This is a genomic window from Rufibacter ruber (assembly GCF_001647275.1).
GTDB lineage: Bacteria > Bacteroidota > Bacteroidia > Cytophagales > Hymenobacteraceae > Nibribacter > Nibribacter ruber_C.
Genome location: NZ_LRMM01000002.1, coordinates 79,555 through 103,875 on the forward strand (window position 1 = coordinate 79,555; position 24,321 = coordinate 103,875).

19 protein-coding genes and 1 tRNA gene are annotated in these 24,321 nt (G+C 53.1%); 11 read left to right on the top strand and 9 right to left on the bottom strand.

What is annotated here, in order from left to right:
• Window positions 1–230: 230 nt before the first annotated feature.
• Both A8O25_RS01315 and A8O25_RS01320 read left to right on the top strand, forming a co-directional pair.
• Window positions 231–3,386, top strand: coding sequence for a TonB-dependent receptor (locus tag A8O25_RS01315; RefSeq protein WP_066829699.1), 3,156 nt, complete (start codon window positions 231–233; stop codon window positions 3,384–3,386).
• 161 nt (window positions 3,387–3,547) lie between these two features.
• Window positions 3,548–3,621: transfer RNA gene (locus tag A8O25_RS01320), tRNA-Ala, on the top strand.
• A gap of 189 nt (window positions 3,622–3,810) precedes the next feature.
• Here the strand turns inward: A8O25_RS01320 and cysK are convergent.
• Window positions 3,811–4,725 carry a cysteine synthase A gene (cysK, locus tag A8O25_RS01325; RefSeq protein WP_066829702.1) on the bottom strand — a complete coding sequence of 305 codons (915 nt, stop codon included), beginning with the start codon at window positions 4,723–4,725 and terminating at the stop codon, window positions 3,811–3,813.
• 111 nt (window positions 4,726–4,836) lie between these two features.
• Window positions 4,837–5,670, bottom strand: a complete 834-nt coding sequence (locus tag A8O25_RS01330) for a serine O-acetyltransferase (RefSeq protein ID WP_066829705.1) — start codon at window positions 5,668–5,670, stop codon at window positions 4,837–4,839.
• Between the two features lie 252 nt (window positions 5,671–5,922).
• On the opposite strand from A8O25_RS01330, the gene A8O25_RS01335 reads away from it, so the two are divergent.
• Window positions 5,923–7,776, top strand: a complete 1,854-nt coding sequence (locus tag A8O25_RS01335; protein ID WP_066829707.1) for an ABC transporter ATP-binding protein — start codon at window positions 5,923–5,925, stop codon at window positions 7,774–7,776.
• Window positions 7,777–8,810: 1,034 nt separating this feature from the next.
• On the opposite strand, the gene A8O25_RS23670 is transcribed toward A8O25_RS01335, so the two are convergent.
• Window positions 8,811–9,131, bottom strand: a complete 321-nt coding sequence (locus A8O25_RS23670; RefSeq protein ID WP_241498905.1) for an MFS transporter — start codon at window positions 9,129–9,131, stop codon at window positions 8,811–8,813.
• Entirely contained in the window at window positions 9,089–9,988 is a 900-nt protein-coding gene (locus tag A8O25_RS01345) for an MFS transporter (protein WP_241498906.1), read from the bottom strand. The genes A8O25_RS23670 and A8O25_RS01345 overlap by 43 nt, the downstream gene beginning before the upstream one ends.
• A gap of 160 nt (window positions 9,989–10,148) precedes the next feature.
• Here A8O25_RS01345 and A8O25_RS22585 point away from each other — a divergent pair, with 160 nt between their 5' ends.
• On the top strand, window positions 10,149–12,089 hold the full coding sequence (locus tag A8O25_RS22585) for a peptidylprolyl isomerase (protein WP_082893379.1): 1,941 nt from the start codon (window positions 10,149–10,151) through the stop codon (window positions 12,087–12,089).
• A gap of 224 nt (window positions 12,090–12,313) precedes the next feature.
• On the opposite strand, the gene rsmG is transcribed toward A8O25_RS22585, so the two are convergent.
• The 4 genes from rsmG to A8O25_RS01370 form a co-directional block, all read right to left on the bottom strand.
• Complete coding sequence (gene rsmG / locus A8O25_RS01355; RefSeq protein ID WP_066829713.1) at window positions 12,314–12,955, bottom strand: 16S rRNA (guanine(527)-N(7))-methyltransferase RsmG; 642 nt, start codon at window positions 12,953–12,955, stop codon at window positions 12,314–12,316.
• A 675-nt stretch (window positions 12,956–13,630) separates the two neighbouring features.
• Window positions 13,631–14,239: an RNA polymerase sigma factor gene (locus tag A8O25_RS01360; RefSeq protein WP_066505647.1), complete on the bottom strand. Its 609-nt coding sequence runs from the start codon at window positions 14,237–14,239 to the stop codon at window positions 13,631–13,633.
• Complete coding sequence (locus tag A8O25_RS01365; RefSeq protein ID WP_161947676.1) at window positions 14,230–15,306, bottom strand: glycosyltransferase; 1,077 nt, start codon at window positions 15,304–15,306, stop codon at window positions 14,230–14,232. Before A8O25_RS01365 ends, A8O25_RS01360 begins: the two co-directional genes overlap by 10 nt.
• 116 nt (window positions 15,307–15,422) lie before the next feature.
• The gene (locus A8O25_RS01370) at window positions 15,423–15,920 is read right to left on the bottom strand and encodes a hypothetical protein (protein ID WP_066829715.1); all 498 of its coding nucleotides are present in this window, start codon (window positions 15,918–15,920) and stop codon (window positions 15,423–15,425) included.
• Between the two features lie 182 nt (window positions 15,921–16,102).
• Here A8O25_RS01370 and tgt point away from each other — a divergent pair, with 182 nt between their 5' ends.
• The 3 genes from tgt (at window position 16,103) to A8O25_RS01385 (ending at window position 19,673) form a co-directional block, all read left to right on the top strand.
• Complete coding sequence (tgt, locus tag A8O25_RS01375; RefSeq protein ID WP_066829717.1) at window positions 16,103–17,233, top strand: tRNA guanosine(34) transglycosylase Tgt; 1,131 nt, start codon at window positions 16,103–16,105, stop codon at window positions 17,231–17,233.
• 106 nt (window positions 17,234–17,339) lie between these two features.
• Window positions 17,340–18,416, top strand: coding sequence for an LptF/LptG family permease (locus A8O25_RS01380; RefSeq protein WP_066829719.1), 1,077 nt, complete (start codon window positions 17,340–17,342; stop codon window positions 18,414–18,416).
• A 333-nt stretch (window positions 18,417–18,749) separates the two neighbouring features.
• On the top strand, window positions 18,750–19,673 hold the full coding sequence (locus A8O25_RS01385; RefSeq protein WP_066829925.1) for a DMT family transporter: 924 nt from the start codon (window positions 18,750–18,752) through the stop codon (window positions 19,671–19,673).
• Here A8O25_RS01385 and ispE read toward each other — a convergent pair.
• Entirely contained in the window at window positions 19,650–20,462 is an 813-nt protein-coding gene (gene ispE / locus A8O25_RS01390; RefSeq protein WP_066829721.1) for a 4-(cytidine 5'-diphospho)-2-C-methyl-D-erythritol kinase, read from the bottom strand. The genes A8O25_RS01385 and ispE overlap by 24 nt on opposite strands.
• 267 nt (window positions 20,463–20,729) lie before the next feature.
• Here ispE and A8O25_RS01395 point away from each other — a divergent pair, with 267 nt between their 5' ends.
• From A8O25_RS01395 to A8O25_RS01410, 4 genes are read left to right on the top strand one after another with little or no spacing between them, the layout of a single operon-like run.
• On the top strand, window positions 20,730–21,830 hold the full coding sequence (locus A8O25_RS01395) for a transglutaminase domain-containing protein (RefSeq protein ID WP_066829725.1): 1,101 nt from the start codon (window positions 20,730–20,732) through the stop codon (window positions 21,828–21,830).
• A gap of 37 nt (window positions 21,831–21,867) precedes the next feature.
• On the top strand, window positions 21,868–22,488 hold the full coding sequence (locus A8O25_RS01400; RefSeq protein WP_066829728.1) for a sugar transferase: 621 nt from the start codon (window positions 21,868–21,870) through the stop codon (window positions 22,486–22,488).
• On the top strand, window positions 22,485–23,144 hold the full coding sequence (locus A8O25_RS01405) for an acetyltransferase (protein ID WP_066829731.1): 660 nt from the start codon (window positions 22,485–22,487) through the stop codon (window positions 23,142–23,144). Before A8O25_RS01400 ends, A8O25_RS01405 begins: the two co-directional genes overlap by 4 nt.
• A complete protein-coding gene (locus A8O25_RS01410; RefSeq protein ID WP_066829735.1) occupies window positions 23,141–24,277 on the top strand; it encodes a DegT/DnrJ/EryC1/StrS family aminotransferase in 1,137 nt (378 codons plus the stop codon). The genes A8O25_RS01405 and A8O25_RS01410 overlap by 4 nt, the downstream gene beginning before the upstream one ends.
• Window positions 24,278–24,321 lie beyond the last annotated feature (44 nt).

Genomic DNA, 24,321 nt, shown 5'->3' on the forward strand with positions numbered 1-24,321 from the left:
GGCTTAGATAATCTCCTCTAATTTAGTTTGAAAAATGCTTGACTTTCAATCTAAATTAGTAGTTATCTTTGTGTTGTCAATCCACTGACCGCCCTATAATGTTCTCTTCCTTTCAGGAATTTGCATTTCCCTCTTTCAGACGCTCTGTTAGCATTCTTAATGTTAACTTAACAATAGCCTTACCCTCTTTTTTACTCACCTGTTTTATTTTTGCACAAAAAAAACCCTTTATGAAAAACCTATTTACCCGATTGATGTTCATCGTGGTGATGTGTTTGCCGGTGCACCTAAGCTGGGCACAAGGAGCAACCACCGCCTCTATGAACGGTGTCATCACAGACGGAAGTGGAAACGGCCTTGCCGGAGCTACCATAGTAGCTGTTCACACCCCGTCTAACACACAGTATGCCGCCAGTGCAGACGTAAACGGCCGCTACAACCTGCAAAACCTACGCGTTGGAGGGCCCTACACAATCACTGCCACTTATGTAGGTTACCAGGACCAGAGAAGAGACGGCTTACAACTATCACTGGGTCAAAACCTTAAATTGGATTTCAACTTAGCGCAAAGCGCTGTGGGCTTAGGGGAAGTACAAGTAGTTGCAGATCGCGGATCAGTGATTAATGCTGACCGTACTGGTGCCGCTACAAACGTATCCAGAGAGCAGATTGAGCGTCTTCCTACGTTGAACCGTTCTTTGCAAGACTTTACCCGTCTTACGCCGCAAGCTTCTGGCAACTCAATTGGAGGGGCTAACAACCGTTACAACAACATCACTATTGATGGTGCGGTAAACAATGATGTGTTTGGTCTGGCAGGAACAGGAACTCCAGGCGGACAGGCTGGCACCCAGCCTATTTCTCTTGACGCCATTGACCAGATTCAGGTTGTTTTAGCTCCTTATGATGTGAAGTTTGGTAACTTTACCGGCGGTGGAATCAACGCAGTTACCCGTTCAGGAACAAACAACCTGGAAGGTTCTGTGTACGGTTTCTTCCGTAACGAAAACACAGTAGGCAAAGACCCTGTTACTGAGCAGAAAGCTGCGAACTTCCAAGATTACCAGACTGGTTTCAGAGTGGGAGGCCCAGTAGTCAAAGACAAACTCTTCTTCTTCTTAAACGGTGAGATCACCCGTCGTTCTGAGCCACTGCTGAATAATCTGGGGGACCCAAGCTCAAGTGTTCCTAGAGAGCAGGTAGAGCTTATTTCCCGTACTCTTAACGAAAAGTATGGGTATGACCCAGGTTCTTATGGTCCTCTTGACCGCCGCACAGAAAGCAACAAATTGTTTGCCCGTTTAGACTGGAACATCAATGACCGTCACCAGTTAACGTTACGCCACAACTTTGTAGATGCTTTTGATGACAACCTTTCCCGTGGTACCACCACCTTCCGTTTTGCCAACAATGCGTATGAATTTGCTAACGTAACTAACAGTACCGTAGCTGAATTGAGAAGCCGTTTTTCTGAAAGTGTTTCTAACAGCTTAATAGTTGGCTACTCCAGAATACGTGACAACAGGAAAACTCCTGGTGCTTTGTTCCCGCAAGTAACTATTAGATTCAACGGTAGCGGTAGTAACACCATTACGGCAGGTACAGAGCGTAGCTCTGCTTTCAATGAGCTGGACCAGGACATCTTTGAATTCACTGATAACCTGACTGTTTTCCGGGGCAAGCACACCTTCACGTTTGGAACGCACAATGAGTTCTTCAAATTCAGAAACTTGTTCATCAATAACGGGAATGGATACTACCAATTCAACAGCGTTGAAGACTTCATTGCTGAGAGACCTTTCCAGATAGAGCAGTCTTACGCCGCTAAACCTGGCACTGAGCCAGCCGCCAAGTTCAACGCCATGCAATTGGGTTTTTACGCCCAGGATGAAATCTCCTTAACTGATAACTTCCGTTTAACGGTAGGCCTTCGTTTAGATATTCCTGTAATGCCAGACACCCCTGAGCGTAACGAGAAAGTAGAAACTGCTTTTGAGAAATATCCTCAGTACACAGATTTGAGAACGGATGACACACCTAGCGGTCAGCTTCTGTGGGCTCCACGGGTTGGTTTCAACTGGGATGTGAAAGGTGATAAAACTGTACAATTCAGAGGTGGTACTGGTATCTTTACTGGCCGTGTTCCTTTTGTATGGTTATCTAATCAGTTCACCAACAATGGTATTACTTTCAACTCTCTGTTCCTGAACAACCAAACAAAAGCGGGTCAATTTACGTCAGATGTTGATAAAATACGTGACTTTGCAGCAGCAGGAACTCAATCTGAAATCAACCTTGTTACCCCAGATTTTAAGATCCCACAAACCTGGAGAACTAATTTAGCTTTAGATTACACTCTGCCTCTTGGTATCATTGCAACTGTGGAAGGTATCTACACGAAAACCTTGAATGACATTGTGTACAGAGACATTAACCTGGTAAACCCAATTACCAACTTAACCGGTCCAGACAGACGTCCTCTGTATCCAACTTCTTCATCTGCCAGAAGAATCAGCCAGGACTTCACTAACGTAATTCTTCTGGACAACACCAGCAAAGGCTATAGCTACAATTTAACCGGCCAGTTGCAGAAGAATTTCAACAACGGCATCAATACCTTAGTTGCCTATACGTATGGAGAATCCAAAGACATGAACAGCGGTGCCAGCAGCACAGCAAGATCTAACTGGCAGTTTAACCAAATTGTCTGGAACCCTAACGATCCTGAGTTCTCTTACTCGCGTTTTGACATCCGTCACCGTATCATTGCCTCTGGGGGTTATACCGTGAACTGGTTGAACAACTTTAGCACCTCTATCTCCTTGTTCTATGAAGGTCAGTCTGGTACGCCATTCACCTACCTGTATTCTCAAGACTTGAATGCTGACGGTAACACGGGTAACGACCTCATGTATGTACCACGTACGTTTGAAGAGTCTGGTTTAGTTGATCAGAAAACATCTGCCGGGGTGGTGACTGCTACTGCTGCCAAGCAATGGGAAGATTTGAACGCTTTCATTGAGGCTGATGATTATTTGAGCTCTCGCCGTGGCCAGTATACTGAGCGGAACGGTGCCCGTACTCCCTGGACACATCGCTTTGACCTGCGTCTGGCCCAGGATATCTTTGGTAACTTTGCAGGCAAGAAACATACCCTGCAAATCACCTTTGACATTTTCAACGTTGGCAACTTGTTCAACCCTGACTGGGGACGCACTTATTTTGTAAACAACGCTGCAGTTGAATTAGTAAGATTCAACAACCGTGATGCTAACAACCGTCCTACTTTCACATTCACAAAACCAGCTCAAGATGTTTGGGCTAACACTTCTTCTATCTCTTCAAGATGGCAAGGACAGGTGGGTGTTCGTTACATCTTCCAATAATCAACGAATAGACCATAAAAAGGGTGGGGCAATTGCTCCACCCTTTTTTATGCGCTTTTGTTAAGAATGACACAAAAGCAGTTTAGAAATTATGGCAAAAAAAACTCTGTAAAATTTTGCCAGTACGGAAAAGCATCTTACTTTTGCATCATCAAAACCAAGGGGGATTAGCTCAGCTGGCTAGAGCGCTTGCATGGCATGCAAGAGGTCATCGGTTCGACTCCGATATTCTCCACTCCAAAGGCCATCTTACTAACATAAGATGGCCTTTTGCATTCTCACTCTCCTGGTTCTGCATTGGTACAATATGGGAAATACAACTTTAAACATCCCGTTTCCAGCCTACTTTCTCAAAAACAGCCCTAAAACAGAAAAGCCGCCCCTGCTAAAACAGAGACGGCTTTTCTATTAGAAAGAGTACTGGTTACACAAACAGGCCTTCTACAGACAAATACCGCTCACCGGTGTCATAGTTGAAGGTGAGCACACGGGCACCTTTCTCAACCTCGCCCAGCTTCTGCGCAACGGCCGCCAACGAGCCACCAGAGGAAACACCCACAAAGATACCCTCTTCCTTCGCCGCTCTGCGGGCGTATTCAAAAGCGTCTGGCGCGGCTACCTGAATCACGCCATCAAGGAGCGACATGTCCATAATGGAAGGGATAAAGCCCGCGCCTACTCCCTGTATAGGGTGTGGCCCGGGGGCGCCGCCACTCAGTACAGGCGACAAGGCAGGCTCCACGGCAAATACTTTCAGGTGAGGGAATTTTTCTTTCAGCACACGCCCCACCCCAGTGATGTGGCCACCGGTACCCACGCCCGTAATGAGGTAGTCAAAGCCTTCAGGGAAATCTTTTAATATCTCCTGCGCGGTGGTTTCTATGTGAATGCGGGTGTTGGCATCGTTGTCAAACTGCATGGGGATCCAGGCATGATCGTCCTGGGCCGCCAGCTCGTTCGCGCGTTCAATGGCCCCTTTCATGCCTTTCTCCCGCGGCGTGAGCTCCAGCTGGGCACCATAGGCCGCCATCAACCTTCTACGCTCAATAGACATAGACTCGGGCATGACCAAGGTGAGCGCGTACCCTTTAACGGCGGCCACCATGGCCAGGCCTACGCCCGTGTTACCAGAGGTAGGCTCAATGATGCGGCTGTTCCGGTTCAAGATGCCGCGTTTTTCAGCATCTTCAATCATGGCAAGGGCAATACGGTCTTTGATGCTTCCGCCGGGGTTGGTGCGCTCCAGCTTCATGTACACGTTTGCGTCTGGCCCAAACAACCGGTTAATACGTACCGCGGGCGTGTTGCCAATGGTTTCTAAAATGTTTGCTGCTTTCATAGTATCTACAAGCTCATCATTTAGCAGCGGCCCTTCAGGGAGGGCACAACTGCCGTTAGTGAAAATTAAGTTTAACAGGAACTACTTTACAATCCCGATAAAGTTAGTAGACTAAATGGAAAAATCTACCATGTCTTCGGGCGCTTCAGAACGGCTCACTTTGATCTGGGCGCGGTGGTACAGCCTGGAGTAGGCAGGCACACTCTCCGTAAGCCATACATTGCCGCCAATGATGCTGTGGGCACCAATGACCGTATTGCCTCCCAAAATAGTGGCACCTGCGTAAATAATCACATTGTCTTCCAGGGTAGGGTGGCGTTTAATGTCCATCATGTATTTGGCCACGCTCAACGCCCCCAGCGTCACGCCCTGGTACAGCTTCACATGGCTTCCAATCACGGTGGTCTCCCCTATCACAATGCCCGTGCCGTGGTCAATGCAGAAGGGGTAGCCAATGCGGGCACCAGGGTGAATATCAATGCCCGTACGGCCGTGGGCGTACTCAGTGAGTATACGGGGCAGCAACGGCACGCCGTCCTGGTACAGGATATGCGCAATGCGGTAAACGGCAATGCCGTAGAAGCCGGGGTACGACCGCATCACCTCCTCTACGTGGCGGGCGGCGGGGTCTTCCTGCAGAATAAAGTGGGCATCTGCCAGCAGCTGCTCATGCAGGTGCGGCAGATGCTGCATGAACCGCTCAGCACTTTCTGCCGCCGAAAAAGCGCTGATGTGCTGCACGCCCTCCAGCAGTGTCTCCAGTTCCTGCTCCAGAAAGGCTGCCTCCTGCCCCAGTGCCTGCATACTTTTAAAAGGCTGTTCCGCCAGCGGCGGAAACAAAACCTGCAGCAGGCGGTTCAGGAACTGGCAAAGCAGGCTGGTGGGGATTCTAAGCTGGTTTTGCTGGTGCAGCCCCCAGAGCCGCAGTAAAAAAGATTCTTCCATAGTAAGTAGAGTACGCAATAATGCCGTTGAGGCTACACGTCAAAGTTAATATTGGGCCACAAAGTTAGCCCCTTATCTGCTGGGTTCAGGGGCAGGGGCAGTTTCTTCTGCGTAACCGCAAGTCTGTTTTTGGCGTGTTTTCAGAAAAACAAGCCAAAAACAGACTTGCGGCACCTGAGACGGTGGCTGAGGCCGAAACAGTCTCCTAAAAATAATTCGCGTACAACCCCACATTGACGTAATTTCACCGCCATGGCATTCTGGTCAAACATATTCGGGAAGAAACCGCCGCAAGCGGGGCAGCCCGCCCTCTCTGTACAGCAGCGCGTGAGCGCCCTCAAACATTTGCCGCCCTTCCTGAAAATGGTCTGGAAGACGCACCCGCGCATGGCGCTCATCAACGTAGTGCTGCGGCTCTTCAGGGCGGCAGTGCCCTTGGCGATGCTCTACGTAGGCCAGCTGATCATTGACGAGGTCGTGCGCCTCACCCAGACCGAGGCCGATGCCCTGAACTACCTGCTCACCCTGGTCGGGATTGAATTCGGTTTGGCCGTGGTTTCTGACGTGCTGAACCGCGGTATTGCCCTCACCGATGGCCTGCTAGGCGACCTGTTCGCAAACCAGTCCTCCATCAGGCTCATGGAGCACGCCGCCGAACTGGACCTGGACCAGTTTGAGGACTCTGCCTTTTATGACAAGCTGGAGCGGGCCCGCAGGCAGACGCTGAGCCGCACCGTACTCATGAGCCAGGTACTGGGCCAGATGCAGGACATTCTCACCATGATCTTTTTGGCAGCCGGTTTGATTGCGTTTTACCCATGGCTGCTGCTTCTGTTGTTAGTGGCGGTACTTCCCGCTTTTCTGGGCGAATCGCACTTCAACGAGCGCAGCTACTCCCTGGTGCACGGCTGGACCCCTGAACGCCGTGAGCTGGACTACCTGCGCCAGACGGGTGCCAGTGATGACACGGCCAAGGAAGTGAAGATCTTCGGGCTGTCAGATTTTCTCACCAACCGGTTCCGGGAGCTGAGCACCAAGTTTTATCTGGACAATAAGAAGCTGGTGACTAAACGGGCGGGCTGGGGAACGGTCTTTGCCGCGCTGGGCAGTGCCGGGTACTACGGCGCGTACGTGTACCTCATTCTGCAAACTGTAGCAGGAGAGGTTTCCCTGGGCCAGCTCACGTTCCTGTCAGGGTCTTTCATGCGCTTACGCGGATTGCTGGAGGCCGTGCTCAACCGTTTCACCAGCGTGGCAGAGGGTGCGCTGTACCTGCAGGACTTCTTTGACTTCTTTGAGCTGCAGCCGCGCATTCACCGCAAAACCAACGCCCCCGCTTTCCCCCGCCCCATTAGGCACGGCTTTACCTTTGAGAATGTAGGCTTTCAGTACCGCAACTCAGAGAAATGGGCTATCAGAAATCTGAATTTCACCCTGCAGGCAGGCGAAAAATTGGCGTTGGTAGGCGAAAACGGTGCCGGCAAAACCACCCTGGTAAAGCTGCTCTCCCGTCTCTATGACCCCACTGAAGGCAGGATTCTGCTGGATGGCATTGACCTGAAGGAGTTTGACCCTGCTGATCTCAGGCGGGAGATTGGGGTGATTTTTCAGGACTTTGTGCGGTTCCAGATGAGTGCGGGCACCAACATTGCCATTGGCCGCATTGAGGAAAAGGAAAACCAGCCCCGCATTGAGTCCTCGGCCCACCAAAGCCTGGCCGACACCGTCATCGCCAAACTCCCCGAAGGCTATAACCAAGTCATTGGCCGCCGCTTCAACAAAGGCGTGGATCTCTCTGGCGGCGAGTGGCAGAAAATCGCCCTGGGGCGCGCCTACATGCGTGATGCGCAGCTCCTGATCTTAGATGAGCCCACCGCCGCCCTGGACGCCCGCGCCGAGCACGAGGTCTTCCAGCGTTTCTCTGAGCTCACCCAAGGCAAAACCGCCGTGCTCATCTCCCACCGCTTCTCCACTGTGCGTATGGCAGACAGGATTCTGGTTATTGAGAATGGCCAGTTTGTAGAGATGGGTTCGCATGAAGAGCTCATGGCCAAGGGCGGCCGCTACGCAGAATTGTTCCGCCTGCAGGCGAAAGGGTATTTGTAAAAGAAAGTTCTGAGTCCTGAGTTCAGAGTTGAAAGTCCTGAGTTGGAAAGGCTAACAGATACCTTCTTTGGCCCGGAAGTAATTTCCGTGACTTGTGGCTCTGGGTGATACTCCCCTTTCAAGTGCGAAGGGGGATGATGACAATAGCAGATCCCTTTTTGTAGAGACCAGGCACCGCCTTGTCTCCCACGCATTCTAGATCCTATTTCTTCTGGCCTTCTTGGGAATCAATGAGACTGAAAGGATCTGTTAGAGAAAATAAAGCATTTCTGATACTCCCCTCCTGGGAGGGATAGGGGTGGGGTTGACGCATTGCAGGTTCTCTGCCAAGGCTGATGTTGTGGCCAGCGCAAGGAGACGAGGCGGTGCCTGGTCTCTACATTACTCACGGTCAAACTAGCCTGCCCAATGAAATTAACTACTCCCACCACCGCACTTACCAAGCCTCTCCCTGCTGGCGTTTGCCATGTTGATCCTTGCTTTTCAAGCTAACCAAAAGAATCAAGAAGCTCCTGACTGGCCGCCGCTCAGACGGGAGGGGCTTCAGTAAATTTACCACCTGGCCAACGCACGCAGTTCCATCACGAAAGTGGCTACTGCAGGATTGAACCTGTATCTCGTGCTCCCGCTAGGCGCCTCGGCACCTTCGGCTTCTGCACCGCCAGCTCCCGGCAGAAACAGCTAAGGAGGTGATGGTGGAAGCGATCCGTTTCAGGGCTGTTTTCTGAAAAGTAGCCCTAAAAAACCCTTTCTGTATTGACAAATCAACTCTTCTCCTGGTTTAGGAAGGGCTGGTTCCATGCACCTGCCCCCGCTTCACCGCCTGCGCAAAAGACCTGGTAGCAGCTGAAAGACCTGCGAGCGTCTGTGCCAGTGACAGAAGCAATCCCCAAAAACCCAACCAGAAAATTCGCTGCCCATACCTGCTGGCCAACAGTATCAAGCAGACGCTGCATCCCTTTCCTTTTCAATACCTGCAAGGCTTCATGCGTTTTGAGCCTGTTTTCAGGAAAAGAGGCTCAAAACAGAAAGACTTATTTCCCCACCCGCTTCGGGAACCGCCCCAACAGCACAAACCCAAACGCCAAGAGACAGAGCAGCGCCGCTCCCCAGAACACATACGGAATAGCCGTCACATCACTCCCGTAGATCCAGCCAGAGGCGAAGGCGCCAATGCCAATGCCCGCCTCCAGGGCAATGTACACGGTAGCCATGGCGCGGCCGCGCCGCTCGGGTTGGCTCAGGTCTATCGCCCAGGCATACAACGTGGGGGAATTCATACCCGCCCCAATCCCGTACAGCACAGCAGCCCCTAAGAAAAGAGTTTTGTCTTCGGCGAAGCCGAGCAACACCATGGCCGCGGCATGATGAGGGTGGAGAACCTGAGAATAGTCACCCGCCCGTATTGATCTGAGGCGCGGCCTGCCAAGAACCGCACACAGACCGAGGACAAGGTGTAGAAAGTAAAGAACAGCCCTTTGTTGGCAATGCCTAAATGCTCACTGAAACCAGGCGTGACGGTGAGCACGGTGCCGTAGCAGAAAAACGTGAGCAGCATGACCACAAACGGCGGCAGCACCCTGGGTTCAAAAATCTCATCTCTGCGTATGCGCAGCAGCCCCAGCCTGAATTTCTGCGGATGGGGCAACGTCTCCCTCTGGTTCAGCAGCACCAGAATAGAGAGCAGCGCCATGCCCGAGGAGCAGTAGAAAAGCGCATCTAATGAAATGTACCGGCTGAACTCCCCGCCAATGGCCGGCCCCGCCGCCAGCCCCAGACTGTTCGCCAACCCGAAGATGCCCAGCGCCGCCCCCCGTCTCTCCAGCGGCGTGATATCAGCCACGTAGGCCGACTCGCCCGTTGGGGTGAAGCCTGTGGAGAAGCCGTGCACCAGCCGCAGCAGCAGAAACATGAACACACTCCCCACCAGCGGGTACAGCAGGCTGCAGAGCACGCAGACGGCCACGCCGAAATACATGACGGGCAGGCGGCCAATGGTATCGGTCAGCTTGCCGCTGAAGGGGCGCGAGAGGCCGGCGGTGAGGGTGAACAGACCAATGATGTACCCCACGTACTCGGCACCGCCCAGGCGGGAAAGGAAATTGGGCAGCTCAGGAATGATCATGTTAAAACTAGCCGAGAACAGGAACGAGCTCAGGCAGAGCATCCAGAACCGAAACGGATAGGCTGGGGAGGGGGAAAGGGTACTCATGATGGGCGCAAAGGTGGCAAATTTCTGACAAGCCGCCTGCTGTTTTAGGGCTATTTTATGAAAAACAGGCCAAAAACGCGCCCAGGCTGCCCTGCGTATGCAGCCCGTGTCTTACTATACTGCTTTCTTCTTTGTATCTTCCCAGTTCTAAACCCCAACTATGAAAAACAAAATACGCGCGGCGCTGGCAGTGCTGCTTTTGGCGGCGGCCTGTAGCCAGCCTGCCCAGAAAAGCGGCTCTGCCACCGTTCACAAGTTCTCAGACGCCACCCTCAGAAATATTTACACCCTGCAAGACGAACGCAGCACCGCCAGCCTGCTCCCCTTTCTGCAGCGCCCAGAAGCCATGTACCGGCGGGAGGCCGCCCTCGCCTTTGCCTCAGTCCAGGACACCACGGCTATTCCGGCGTTGGCCCCATTGTTACAAGACCAGGACCCAGAGGTGCGCAAGGCGGCCGCCTATGCGCTGGGGCAGATGGGAAGTGTTTCGGCAGAGCCGCTGCTGATGGCCGCCTACGGCAGTGACCGTGACCCAGCCGTACGCGCTGAGATGCTGGAAGCCTGGGGTAAGACCGCCTCGCAGCGGGGCGTAGACATGCTGGGCACGTTTAGCACCACCCAACCGCAGCTGCTGGCCGGGCAGGCCTGGGCCCTCTACCGCGCCGGCCAGCGCAAGCTGAACTACGGCACCGCGTTGAAAAAAGCCGCAGACCTGTTACAGTCGAAAGAGGAACCCGCCCGCCTGGGGGCTGCCCACTTTTTAGGCCGCACCGCCAAGTTAGACCCAAGCTATGCCAAGCCCCAGGTGCTGGCGGTGGTACAGCAGGACCCCAGCGCCAATGTGCGCATGGCGGCCGTACTGGCGTTGGCCAAGATGACGGACACCAGCGGCATTGCCCCTGTAGTGACCCAAGTACTGCTGCAAGACGCTGACTACCGGGTGCGGGTGAATGCGGTGCGGCCTCTGTACGCGCTGCCGTACGCGCAGGTGCAAACCGCTGCGTTCAAAGCGTTGGCAGACAAACATGCACACGTGGCCTTGGCTGCCGCCGAATACCTGGCCGCCAAAGCCCCCGCCGCTGAGTCAGACAGGCTGCTGGCACAGGCCAACCAACAACAGGACTGGCGCGTGCGGGCCACGTTGTTTGGGGCGGCACTGGCTTCGGCCGAAGACAAAGGTGCCCTCAGTAAGCAGGTGCAGCAGCGGTTTGCAGCCAGCAAGAATCCGTATGAGCAGGCCGCCCTTTTGACCGCCCTCAGCAAAGACCCAACGCAGTACCCGTTTATAGAGCAACAGGTGTTCAGCGCCAAACACCCCGCCATTGGCACTACCGGTTTAGAGGCGCTGGTAAGCATGCGCGGCCAGAAAGGCTTTGACTTGAACAATGCGCAAGCTTTTGCGCAGATCTTTCAGCGGGCTGTCCAGTCTGGAGACGTGGCGTTGACGGGCATTGCCGCGGGCGCCATCAGAAACCCGGAACTGGGCTTGAAAAACGCCTACGCAGACCGCAGCTTCCTGACCCAGGCCCGCGACAAACTGGTCCTGCCCCGTGATGTGGAGACGCACATTGAACTGCAGAAAACGTTAGACTTTCTGGAGGGCAGACCTGAACCGGCGGCGCCGAAGACACCGTACTCCCACCCTATCAACTGGGCCACGGTGAACAGCCTGCAGAAAAACCAGCAGGTGCGGCTGCGCACGAATAAAGGCGACATCACGCTGGAGTTATTGGTGGAAGACGCCCCCGGCTCCGTGGCCAACTTTGTGGAGATTCTAAAGAAAGGAAATTATAACGGTAAACGCTTCCACCGTGTGGTGCCCAACTTTGTGGTACAGGGCGGCGACCCGCGCGGCGACGGCTGGGGCAGCGCTGACTACGCCATCCGGTCTGAGTTTGCCAACCTGCACTACCTGGAAGGCTACGTGGGCATGGCCTCTGCCGGCAAAGACACCGAGAGCCTGCAATGGTTCATCACCCACTCCCCCACTCCGCACCTGGACGGCCGTTACACCATCTTCGCCCGCGTGGTCAAAGGCATGGATGTGGTGCACCTACTGAACATTGGCGATGTGATAGAGAAGGTGGAGTTAGTGAAATAATAGCAAGACACACATAGCAAGTAGCAAGATTTATTCTTCTCTCTGTCCTCCTGAAAGGATTTTGTGGGCGACCCAGTAACACGTTTTTGGCTGTTACTGCCGTTCGCCCACAAGATCCTATCCGGATGACAACAGTGCAAAACGCAGCAGCCTCTCCCGTGGAGACTGCTGCGTTTAAAGAGTTTCTGTTTTCGGCCTGTTTTTCAGAAAACAGCGAAAACAGCTTAGGCGGTTGGGTGTTGCGGCACGTAGACTACTTTCTTCGTCTCAAAGAATTCTTCTTTGAAATAGGTGTTCAAGTCATACACTTCATGCACTAAGCCCGCCTCAGCCAGTTCCTCTGTCAAATCCCCACCTTTCAGATAATACAACCCTTGCTCGGGCACAGATTCTTTCTTGAAGCTGAACTGGATCCATTGGTAGAAAGTAGCCAGCCGGGCCACGGCGCGGCTCACAATGAAATCATATTTCTCAGAAACCTGTTCGGCGCGGGTGTGGCTGGCTTTTACGTTGTGCAACCGCAGTTCCTGCGCTATTTCCTGCACCACATGGATCTTCTTGCCAATAGAATCTACCAGATGGAATTTTACCTCGGGGAACAGAATGGCCAGCGGAAGCCCTGGCAATCCACCGCCCGTGCCCACGTCCATCACGCTGGTGCCCGCTGGGAACTGCACCACCTTGGCAATGCCCAGTGAGTGCAGAATATGGTTCACCATGAGGTTGTCCATGTCTTTGCGGGAGATCACGTTGATCTTGGTGTTCCACTCCCCATACAGCTCCTGCAGCCTTGCAAACTGCTGCTGCTGCTCTGGAGTAAGGTCAGGGAAATACTGAGTAAGGATTTCTACAGAATTCAGGTTCATAGGCTCAAATATACGATAAAGGCTGTTCTGAGTGCTGAGTCTGGAGTCCTGAGTTGAGAGAAGCGTCTGTTTTTGCTGTTTTTTGAAAAACAGGCCCAAAACAGGGACTGCAAACACTGCCGCAAGTTTAGCGGTAGCGTAATTTGTAGCTTTTTTTGGCCGTCAGTTTTCAACTGGTCCCTTTTGGTTCATCAGTTAAAAGCTGACACCATTATTTCCCATAAGTTACCGCTGCGCTCAACTTTGCGGGAAAGGTATTTCAGATGGTATGGGCCAGAATAAACCGTAGAGACCAGGCACCGCCTTGTCTCTGAACGTCTGCCATAGCTTCATGGGCAGCAAAGAATCTACAATGCGAGAGAACCCACCCCTACCCCTCCTAGGAGGGGAATTGTCAGCAATGCGTGGGAGACAAGGCGGTGCCTGGTCTCTACAGATGTATCGGCCATGCGTGCTCTCCTGTGTAAACATCCCCCTTTGCCGCCTTCAAAGGGGGAATTGCGCTGCTTAAAGGTTCATCAGGATTGAACTGCCTTTGAATTACTCACAAATCTAAATTGCGTTTTCGCCTGTTTTGGCCAAAACAGGCCGAAAACGCAGAAAGCAGCCACTTGGGCTGCTTTCTGCAAACGCTAAAATGTTGTCTTGCTACGTGATACGTGCTACTTGTTACGCTTAAATCAAGTGCTTCTTGTTTTTCACCATGTCATAGAGCAACTCGCGGGCGCGGTGCAGCTGGGCTTTCACGGTGCCCAGCGGCGCGCTGAGTTCAGTGGCGATTTCCTCGTAAGAAAGTTCGTCAAAGTACCTTAGGGTCACCAAACGCTGGTATTTGTCTGGCAGTTTGCTCACAATGTACTGCATGATTTCAATCTTCTGGTTCTTGATGGCCGTCTCCTGCGGGTTCAGGTTGTTGTCTTTGAAATCAATGGTGATCTCATCGCCGTTGTCGATCTTGATGGCTGAGTCAATGCTCATGGTCTTGATCTTGTTCTTCCGGATGAAGTCAATGCAGTTGTTGGTGGCAATTCTGAACAGCCAGGTACTGAAGGCGTACTCCGGGTTGAACTTGTGCAGGTTGCGGAAGGCTTTCGCGAAGGCTTCAATGGTGAGGTCCTCAGCGTCATCTGGGTTGCGCACCATCTTCAAAACCACGTGGTAAACTGGCTTTTTGTAGATCTGCATCAGCTCGGCGTACGCCTTCTCATCCCCATCTTCTACCGCTGACTGGATCAGTTTAAAATCGTGTTTCGCTTTCGCGGAGAATTGCTTGTTTACTTCCATCTTACCTTTTTAGTTCTTAATACCGAGATCCCGATCCCTATATAATTGAGGTAATACCCTAGTTCCAGCACGGGCAGTAACCACCAGTTGAGCGGGTCTTGCAGGCGTTTGGCTACAGACAGGTAGGTGCCGTACAGCGCCACAAACCTTGCTCCAATAATAACGCCAACCCATGGCAATTGGTACTGCATTGCTAAAAGAACGGGTGATATTACATAAAATAGCACATTAGACAAGACAAAAAGTCCGATCCTGACCTGTTCTTTCTTCCGGTACTGCCGACCCGCCGACAGGTGCCGGCGCTTCTGCTTCCACCACGTGCGCCACTGCGTCTCAGGGGCACTCTGCGTGTGGGCTTCCGGATCTATGACAATCTGAACGCTTGAATGTTTGGCGGCTTCCTGCACAAATAAGTCGTCATCGCCACTTAATGACCTAATGTGGCTGGCAAATCCCTTATTTCTGTAAAAAGTGGTTTTGGTATAGGCCAGGTTTCGGCCAACCCCCATGTACGCCCCACCCCTCTTGGCAAACGACAGATACTGCATTGCCGTTAAGAAGGTTTCAAAACGGATCAAATGATTTAAAAATCCATATATCTGCATATACGGAGAAACGCCTAAAATGATATCTCCGCCCCCAAAAAAACCACCGGCCATGCGCTGGGCCCATTGCAAAGAAACAGGTCTGCAGTCTGCGTCTGTCAACAAAAGATGCTCATACTGAGCGGCTTTTATCCCCAGAAAAATGGCCGTCTTTTTGGGACTCATGTACTCGGGCTCCACCTTTACGCGCACCAACTTTACCTGCGGGTGCTCCAGCATATATTCTTTCACCAGCACGTGGGTGCCGTCCCAGGAGCGGTCATCAATGATGATAATCTCATAGGGCTGCGGGTACTCCTGCTGCACCAGCAACGGCAACAACTCCTGCAGGTTCTCCACCTCATTATGGGCACAGACCAAAATGGAAAGCGGCGGCAAATCCTTTGCTTGGGCAGGCTTAGAATCTTTGTGAAACGCCAGCGGAAGGAAATAATAGAACTCGTAAAAAAACTGAATCAGCACTAGTGTGCCGAGCAGGATTAGGGGCCAATAAGAATAAAGCGTTGGTAGATCTGGTAGCAAGCAAAAAGAATTAAGGGCAGGGAATAATTAAGCTGGTAAACGCAATCTGGGGGAGTTTAATTTTTCCATCTCACATAAGCTACTTCATACCCGTCCATGCTCAGGACAAGGCTGTCATCTGTTAATTTCTTAATTCGGCTTCTCTCCGTTCCATAATCATAATAAACAATTAGAGAATCTCCTTTTAGAAGATAAGGCATATTTCCATCGCCGTCATAATCTACCAAGAACAATCCCTCTCTGGTAAGGTCAAAAGTAGCATGCGGGTCATTCTCATCACTAACCCAAGCTTGAAACAGCTTCTCTAAAGGAACAGTCGCCTTCACAATCTTAGTCTTCTGCACTTTCTGGGTAGCATGGGTCAAAGTAGATGGCTCATCTGGCAAAGGCAAAGACCCAGATGATGCAGCATTACCATTGTCTATGGTTAAATCATTGGAAAGTGTAGTTTGGCTACCTTCCTTTTTACTACGCTCTTGCTCCTCTTTACTTTCGCACGAGGCAGTTAAACCCAGCAAAAGCCAAAAGCCTACAGTTTTAAGATACGTTTTCATCTATTGCAGTATTTCAGACCTTAATGATAAACCAAAAGTAGCACAAAATTCAATGCGCGGCGGTTATACCCATAGCAATCTGTATCTTTGCGGTTTGGAGAAATAGTGATCAAGATAAAATCACCAACGCGCTGCCGCACAAGAACTAAAAGGCAGATTCTCCTGCACTTTACCTGTTGTACATGACCTTTGATTTAGTAGCGAAAGATCCCGCTTCAAAAGCCCGCGCGGGGGTGTTGACCACCGCCCACGGCACCATACAAACCCCTATCTTTATGCCAGTGGGAACCGCTGGCACTGTGAAAGCCGTGCACCAGCGCGAGCTGCATGATGATATTCAAGCCCAGATCATCTTGGGCAACACCTACCACCTGTACCTGAGGCCAGGCTTGAACGTGCTGGAAAAGGCGGGTGGCCTGCACAAGTTCAACGGCTGGGACAAACCCATTCTCACAGACAGCGGCGGGTACCAGGTTTTCTCGCTTTCGGGCACCCGCAAAATTGTGGAGGAAGGCGTGAAGTTCAGAAGCCACATTGACGGCTCCAGCCACCTGTTCACCCCAGAGAACGTGATGGACACCCAGCGCACCATTGGCGCCGACATTATCATGGCTTTTGACGAATGCACGCCCTACCCGTGTGACTACAAGTACGCCAAGAACTCTATGGAGCGCACGCACCGTTGGCTGCAGCGCTGCATAGACCGCTTTGACACCACTGACCCCAAATACGGCTATGAGCAGACGCTGTTCCCTATTGTACAGGGCAGCACCTACAAAGACCTGCGCATTCAGTCTGCGGAGACCATTGCCAGCAAGAACCGCCCGGGCAACGCCATTGGCGGTTTATCTGTCGGCGAGCCCGCCGAAATGATGTATGAGATGACTGAACTGGTCTGCGATATACTGCCCGCTGATAAACCGCGTTACCTCATGGGCGTGGGCACCCCGGCCAATATTCTGGAGAACATCGCCCTGGGCGTAGACATGTTTGACTGCGTGCTGCCAACCAGAAACGCGAGAAACGGAATGCTGTTCACCACGCAAGGCATCATCAACATCAGAAATGAGCGTTGGAAGGAAGATTTCTCGCCCATTGATGCGGAACTGGGCGGTTACGTGAGCACGTTCTACAGCAAAGCGTACCTGCGGCACCTCATGCACGCCACTGAGATGCTGGGCGCCCAGATTGCCAGCGTGCACAACCTCACGTTCTACCTGTGGCTGGTGGGGCAGGCGCGGGAGCAGATCCTGGCCGGCACCTTCAGGGCCTGGAAAGACCAGATGGTGAAGAAATTAATGACACGTTTATAATTGAGAATTCAGAATTAGGAATTAAGAATTGGGAGAAGCGCATTTCACCTGTCTCTAGATTGAAATAATTCCTAATTCTCAATTCTTAATTCCCAATTAAAATACGGTGAAGCTACTAGATAAATACATTCTCAAGAAGTTCCTGACCACGTTTGTGTTTGTGGTGCTGATTCTGATTGCGGTCATCTGCGTGATTGACTTCGTAGAGAAGAATGATGACTTCATTCAGAACAACCTGTCAGTGAGCACCATTCTGTTTGATTATTACATCAACCTGATTCCGTTCTACGTGAACCTGCTGAGCCCCATCACCGTGTTCATTGCCACGGTGTTTGTAACGGCTAAGCTGGCGTCTCATACTGAGATTGTGGCCATCTTGAGCAGCGGCGTTTCCTTCAAGCGTATGCTGGTGCCCTACGTCATTGGCTCAGCGCTTATTGGCATCTTCACTTTCTTTTTCTCCTCTTATGTCATCCCCAACGCGAACAAAACACGGGTGGCGTTTGAAATTAAGTACGTGAAGAACCCTTACACGTATGAGGGCCGCAACGTGCACTTTCGCATTGGCCCTGAGACTTATGCGTACCTGGAGAGCTATAACAACCACGCCAACGTGGGCTACCGCTTTACCCTGGAAACCATTAAAAAGCAGGAGCTGGTCAGGAAACTGTCTTCAGAGTCTATCAGGTGGGACAGCACCAAGCAGAAATGGCACATGGACAGCTACACCCTTCGGGTTTTTAACGGCGACAAGGAAACCGTGACCCAGGGCGGGGCCATTGACACCACCTTGAACCTGCTGCCCAAAGACTTCGCCAGCACCTACCGCCTCAAAGAAACGCTGACCAACGCTGAGCTCAACAAGCTGATTGATGAGAAGATCCTGCGCGGGGCCACTGACGTGGAAATGTACATGACGGAGAAGTACGAGCGCATGAGTTACCCTTTTGCCATCACCGTGTTGACCATCATTGGGGTGATTTTAAGCTCCCGAAAGGTGCGCGGCGGCGTGGGTTTGCAGATTGCGTTAGGGTTCATTCTGGCCTTTATCTTTATCATCTTTGTGATGATGAGCCGAAGCCTGGCCTCAGTGGGCGGCATTCCTCCGCAGGTGGCCGCCTCTGTCCCCCTGGTTGTATTCTCCATAATTGGGGTGGTGCTCTACCGTACGGTGCCAAGATAGTTGTTGGTTGCTCGTTAGTAGTTATTCGTGAACAACTTCTCTTTCTTCCGCTGGCGCGAGTCTCCAGGCTCCTGCTTAGAATTGCGTTTTTAGCCTGTTTTGGCCAAAACAGCTCAAAAACAGAAAGGCATATACCGTGGTTCTGCTGGCGCCGAAGGAAGGAGTAGAAAGGCACGTATGAATTCCTTCGCCATAGAAGGCCATAGAAAACCGCAATAATTTAAGCACAATACCCAACCTGTTTTGGGCCTGTTTTCCGTAAAACAGGCCCAAAACAGAAAATCCCAGCTTCGGCGCAGCCAAAACCCATACTTCTTAATTCCCAATTCACCCTTGGAAACTCCCCTCTTCAAAGATTACCTGGAACTGCATTTCATCATTCTGCTGTGGGGCTTCACGGCCATTCTGGGAAAATTGATTTCTATTCCGGCGGTGGAGCTGGTATTCTTCCGGACCATTATCACGGCGGTGGCCTTGGGGCTCCTGATCAAGTTCAGGGGCCAGTCGCTGAACATTGGCAGAAAGAATGCAGTGAGAATTGCCAGCGTTGGGTTTCTAATTGCCGCGCACTGGATTCTGTTTTTCGCCTCGGCCAGAATTTCCTCCGTGTCCATCTGCCTGGCGGGCCTGTCTACCTCCAGCCTCTGGACCTCTTTTCTGGAGCCTCTCTTCACCAAGAAAAAGGTCAAAGCCCATGAGGTGGCGCTGGCCGTGCTCATCATGGTGGGGCTGTACATCATCTTCCGGTTTGAGTTTGACCACGCGGTAGGCATTGCCATGGCGGTGGGCTCGGCGTTTCTGGCCTCCTGCTTCACCATTATCAACAGCAAACTCACCAAGCAGATGCCCGCCACCACCATCACCTGCTATGAGATGGCCGGGGCCTGGCTCGCCACCACGCTCTTCCTGCCCTTCTACCGCACCTTCATGACAGACACCGGCCAGCTGCAATTGGCCGTGTCCTGGGCAGATGTGCTCTGGATTGGAATACTCGCCATTGTCTGCACCTTTTATGCCTATACTGCCGCGGTGCGCCTCATGCAGAAGTTCAGCGCCTACACCATGAACCTCACGGTGAACCTGGAGCCGGTGTACGGTATTCTGCTCGCCTTTTTCATTTTCAATGAGGCGGAGCAGATGTCGGCAGGGTTTTATTACGGGGCGGCTATTATCCTGTTCAGCGTGTTCCTGCACCCCATTCTGGAGGCGGTGGTCAACCGGCGGCAGCGGAAACTAAAGAACGCCCTGCCAAACTGAGTACTCTGCCGGGAAAGGCAACGGCGCGGCTGGCGGTGTTTGGAACAGCCCGTACATGGTAGACCCAGACCCCGACATGGACGCATACACCGCGCCCATCCCGTACAACTGCGCCTTGATCTGCGGCAGCACCGGGTATTGGGGAAACAGGCTCTTCTCAAAATCATTCACCACGGTTTCTTTCCAGGCGGCCATGTCCTGCGCCAGGAGCGTTTTCAGGCTGTTTTTTGGAAAACACGGTGAAACGGCGGCATACGCCTCAGCGGTGCTGATGGCAAGGTTGGGGTACACCAGCAGCAGGTGCCAGCCTGCCAAATCCAGTTTCAGGGGTTCAAAGACATCTCCTTTCTCTACGGCCAGCACCGGTTTGTTCTGCACAAAAAAGGCGCAGTCGCTGCCCAGTTGCCGGGCGTAGTCTTCCAGCTTCTCAATTGTAAGACTCAGCTTAAAGACTTGGTTCAGGGTTTTGAGGGTAAACGCCGCATCTGCGGAGCCGCCGCCCAACCCCGCGCCCATGGGAATAACCTTGTGCAGGTGCATCTGGATGTTGGGCAGATCAAAGTCCTTTTTCAGCAGCTCATAGGCTTTCCAGCAGAGGTTACCCGTAGGCGCACCGGGCACCGGCAACCCCGAAAGGGTAAACGTACTTTCGGCCTGGGCCGGAAGAATCTCCAGCGCATCTGTCCAGGGCACCGGGTAGAAGCAGGAGACCAGGTTATGGAACCCGTCTGGGCGCTTCTCCACTAACTGCAGGCCAAGGTTAATCTTCGCGTTGGGGAACTGAATCATGGTGCAAAGGTAGCAAAGACAGGTATAGTTTAGGCAGCCGGCCCGGGAAAGAACGGCCTCCCTTTTTGCTTTTTCTGCTGGAGGAAAGCAATTTACAGAACCAAGTACGCTACGGGTGTGTTCAGCGGGAAAGGACAATGTGCGTTTTGGGGCCGTTTTTCTGAAAACACACCAAAAACGCACCCTGCCTCACTAAATCAATCCAATTATCGTTTTAAAAACAGAAGGTACTCAGGCTGCCTTTCCTTTTTTTCTCCTAATCATCAGATGCGGGCGTTCTTCTATTTTATTCTCTTTCTTACCCTCCCGTTTACGGGGGCGGCACAGGCTACTTCGCCGTTTGCGCACGTAGACCAGAAGATTCTGCAGCTGCCGGCGCAGCAGAGCCAGAGCGTTGAGCAGCTCTCAACGTACATCAACCAGCAGTTCAAGACCCCGCAGGAGCGGGTGCGGGCGGCGTATGTGTGGCTGGCGAACAATGTGGCCTATGATGTGGCGGCCCTGAACATGAATTTCACCATCAAGAAAGGCCACAACTTTGTGGAGCAGACCCTCAAAACCAGAAAAGCCATCTGCCAGGGCTACGCCGAAACCTTTCAGGAGCTCTGCCAGCGGGCGGGCGTGAAAACTTTCTTTGTGGGCGGTTACACCAAACAGCTGGGGCGGGTAGAGTACGTTCCGCACGCGTGGTGCGCCGCGCAGCTAGACGGCCAGTGGTTTCTGTTTGACCCCACCTGGGGCGCCGGGTATGTGGAGGGCAACACCTTTGTGAAGAAATACAATGAGCAATTCTTCATGGTGGCACCGGCCACTATGATCAAATCGCATTACCCGTTTGACCCGCTGTGGCAGTTTTCTGCCATTCCCATTACCAGCAAACAGTTCCAAGAAGGGCTCCCGGCTGCGCCGAACCCAAAAGCACGTTTCCAATTTGCTGATACGTTAAAAGCGTATGACGCCCAAGATGAGAACCAGCGCCTGGCCGGCACCGCCCGCCGCATGCAGGCGCATGGCGTTGACCATGCGTTTCTGGCCAACTACCTGCAGCACCTGAACCAGGGCGTAGAAATTGACCGCTACAACGCCATCACAGACACCTACAACCGGGGCATTGACCTGCTGAACCAGTTCACCTATTACAAGAACAAAAAACAGCTTTCCCAGAAGAGTGAGGCAGAACTCAGAAAGATGCTCACTACCTCCATCACCAACCTGCAGGAGGCTAAAAAGCAGATGGCGTCTACCCGCTGGCAGAAAGGGCAGCAGGAAATGGCGGCCTTCGCCCGAAACATTGAGCTTGCCCTGAACCAGGCGCTTTCTCAGGAAGTTTACCTGGACAGGTATTTCCAATCAGCAAACATCAAGTGAAAGCCGTATTTTAGGGGCTTGAACAGGTGTGCCCTTTATGTACCAGCGCTTCGGGAAACGTTTCTTAGACCTTTTGATTGCCGGGGCGGCCCTGCTGCTGCTCTGGCCGGTCTTGCTGGCAGTGGCGCTGGTGCTGTGGGTGGGCTTTGACGGCCGTGTGCTGTTCAGGCAGCAGCGCCCCGGCCTGCACGGCCAGCCGTTCACCTTTTACAAGTTCGTGACCATGACGCAGGCCCGGGATCTGCAGGGGCACCTGCTGCCAGACGCCCAGCGCCTCACCCCCCTGGGGAAACTCATCCGGAAAACCTCTTTAGACGAACTCCCCCAGCTCTTTAACGTGCTGCGCGGTGACATGAGCCTCATTGGCCCCCGCCCGTTGCTCCTGGACTACCTCCCGCTTTACAACGCAGAACAAGCCCGCCGGCACCACGTAAAACCCGGCATTACTGGTTGGGCGCAGGTCAACGGCAGAAACCTGCTGTCTTGGGAAGAAAAGTTTACCTTTGACCTTTGGTACGTAGAACATGTGTCTTTACAGGTAGACCTCCTGATCCTGTGGCGCACCCTACGGCACCTGTTTAAACCCGAGGGCATATCTGCGCCCGGCACCGCCACCATGGAACGCTTTACCGGCACCAGAGACAACCCAGCTTCATGAGCGAGAAAAAACAGAAAATAGCCATTGTAGGCGCTGGCGGCCTGGGCCGGGAGGTGCTCATGCTCCTCCACCAGATCAACCGCCACTCCCCCACCTGGGAAATTGCAGGTTTCTATGATGACGCCGCCCCCGCCAATGCACTTATCAACGGGTATCCCTATTTAGGCACCATTGACCAACTGAACGGTACGCAGTGGCCCCTGCACGTGGCCATTGGCATTGGCAGTTGTTCGGCCAAGGCCGAAGTGGTGGCCCGGCTCTTCAACCCGCTGCTGCAGTTCCCGGTACTGGTGCACCCCACGGTGCTTCTCCAGGAAGAACAGGGCCACCAGATTGGCGAAGGCTCCATCATCTGCCAGAACTGCATTCTCACCACCAACGTCACGTTAGGCAGGCACGTGTTGCTCAACCTGGCCTGCACCATTGGGCATGACGCTGTGCTGGGCGACTTCTGCTCCCTCATGCCGCAAGTGGCGGTCAGTGGAGGCGTACGGATGGGCAACGGCGTTTACGGCGGCACCAACAGCACCCTTCTGCAGAACCTGCACGTGGGGGCATTCACCACCATTGGCGCCGGGGCCGTAGTAACCAAAGATTTACCCAGTTACTGCACCGCCGTGGGCGTTCCCGCGCGTATCATCAGCCAAAGCGCATGAGCCAGCCCAAAGATTTTATCTACCTGTCGCCGCCGCACATGGGCGGGAGAGAGCAGTTTTACGTGCAGCAGGCGTTTAACCAGAACTGGGTCACCACCGCGGGCGCCAACGTAGACGGGTTTGAACAGGAGTTAGCCGCTTATCTGGGCGCTGCTTCGGCGGCGGCCTTGTCATCTGGCACGGCCGCCATCCAGCTGGCGCTGCTGGCCCTGGGCGTGGGCCCCGGTGATGAGGTCTTCTGCTCCACCTTTACCTTTGTGGCCAGTGCCAACCCCATTCGGTACGTGGGCGCCACCCCTGTTTTCATTGACAGCGAACCCACCACCTGGAACCTCTGCCCCACCGCCCTGGAAGAAGCGCTACGCAAACGGCAACAGCAGGGCAACCTGCCTAAGGCTTTGCTGCTGGTGCACCTCTACGGCATGCCGGCGCAAATGAAAGAGATCCTGGAAATCACCCGCCACTACGGGGTTCCCATCATTGAAGATGCCGCCGAGGCTTTAGGCTCCCGCTACCAGGGCCAACTCCTGGGCACCTTCGGCGAGGCCGGGGTTTTCTCCTTCAACGGCAACAAGATTATCACCACTTCTGGCGGGGGCGCGTTGGTTTCGGCCAAGGCCGAACTCATTCAAAACACCCGCTGGCTTTCTACCCAGGCCAAAGAACCGGTTCCGTATTACCACCACACCACGCAGGGCTACAACTACCGCCTCAGCAATATCTGCGCGGGCATTGGCCGGGGGCAGTTAGAGGTACTGGAGGAACGGGTACGGCAGCGCAGGGCGGTGTATGAAAATTATCTGGGCCTTTTGGCCGAGGTAGACGAACTGGAATGGCTGCCCGAGCCCGAGGGCTTTTTCTCTAACCGTTGGCTCTCCTGCTTCACGGTCAAAAAAGGCTGCTTTGTTACGTCAGAAGAGCTACGCTTGGCTCTGCTTGCAGCGAACATAGAAGCCCGTCCGCTTTGGCAGCCCCTGCACCGGCAACCGCTGTTCAAGGGCTGTGATTCTTTCGGCGGAGCCGTAAGTGAAGACTTGTTTGCCCGTGGCCTCTGCCTTCCCTCCGGCTCCAGCCTCACGTTAGAAGACCAGGAACGCGTAGCCAACGTGATTAAAAAAGCGTTTTCGGCCTAGTTTTGGGAAAACAGCCCAAAAACGCAACGGCGGAGTTCCTTCTC

Bases quoted from the DNA above. Each gene is read 5' to 3' on its own strand.
- A8O25_RS01315 (WP_066829699.1), top strand. From the start codon at position 231: ATGAAAAACCTATTTACCCGATTGATGTTCATCGTGGTGATGTGTTTG.
- cysK (WP_066829702.1), bottom strand. From the start codon at position 4,725: ATGAAAGCAGCAAACATTTTAGAAACCATTGGCAACACGCCCGCGGTA.
- A8O25_RS01330 (WP_066829705.1), bottom strand. From the start codon at position 5,670: ATGGAAGAATCTTTTTTACTGCGGCTCTGGGGGCTGCACCAGCAAAAC.
- A8O25_RS01335 (WP_066829707.1), top strand. From the start codon at position 5,923: ATGGCATTCTGGTCAAACATATTCGGGAAGAAACCGCCGCAAGCGGGG.
- A8O25_RS23670 (WP_241498905.1), bottom strand. From the start codon at position 9,131: ATGGTGTTGCTCGGCTTCGCCGAAGACAAAACTCTTTTCTTAGGGGCT.
- A8O25_RS01345 (WP_241498906.1), bottom strand. From the start codon at position 9,988: ATGAGTACCCTTTCCCCCTCCCCAGCCTATCCGTTTCGGTTCTGGATG.
- A8O25_RS22585 (WP_082893379.1), top strand. From the start codon at position 10,149: ATGAAAAACAAAATACGCGCGGCGCTGGCAGTGCTGCTTTTGGCGGCG.
- rsmG (WP_066829713.1), bottom strand. From the start codon at position 12,955: ATGAACCTGAATTCTGTAGAAATCCTTACTCAGTATTTCCCTGACCTT.
- A8O25_RS01360 (WP_066505647.1), bottom strand. From the start codon at position 14,239: ATGGAAGTAAACAAGCAATTCTCCGCGAAAGCGAAACACGATTTTAAA.
- A8O25_RS01370 (WP_066829715.1), bottom strand. From the start codon at position 15,920: ATGAAAACGTATCTTAAAACTGTAGGCTTTTGGCTTTTGCTGGGTTTA.
- tgt (WP_066829717.1), top strand. From the start codon at position 16,103: ATGACCTTTGATTTAGTAGCGAAAGATCCCGCTTCAAAAGCCCGCGCG.
- ispE (WP_066829721.1), bottom strand. From the start codon at position 20,462: ATGATTCAGTTCCCCAACGCGAAGATTAACCTTGGCCTGCAGTTAGTG.
- A8O25_RS01395 (WP_066829725.1), top strand. From the start codon at position 20,730: ATGCGGGCGTTCTTCTATTTTATTCTCTTTCTTACCCTCCCGTTTACG.
- A8O25_RS01400 (WP_066829728.1), top strand. From the start codon at position 21,868: ATGTACCAGCGCTTCGGGAAACGTTTCTTAGACCTTTTGATTGCCGGG.
- A8O25_RS01405 (WP_066829731.1), top strand. From the start codon at position 22,485: ATGAGCGAGAAAAAACAGAAAATAGCCATTGTAGGCGCTGGCGGCCTG.
- A8O25_RS01410 (WP_066829735.1), top strand. From the start codon at position 23,141: ATGAGCCAGCCCAAAGATTTTATCTACCTGTCGCCGCCGCACATGGGC.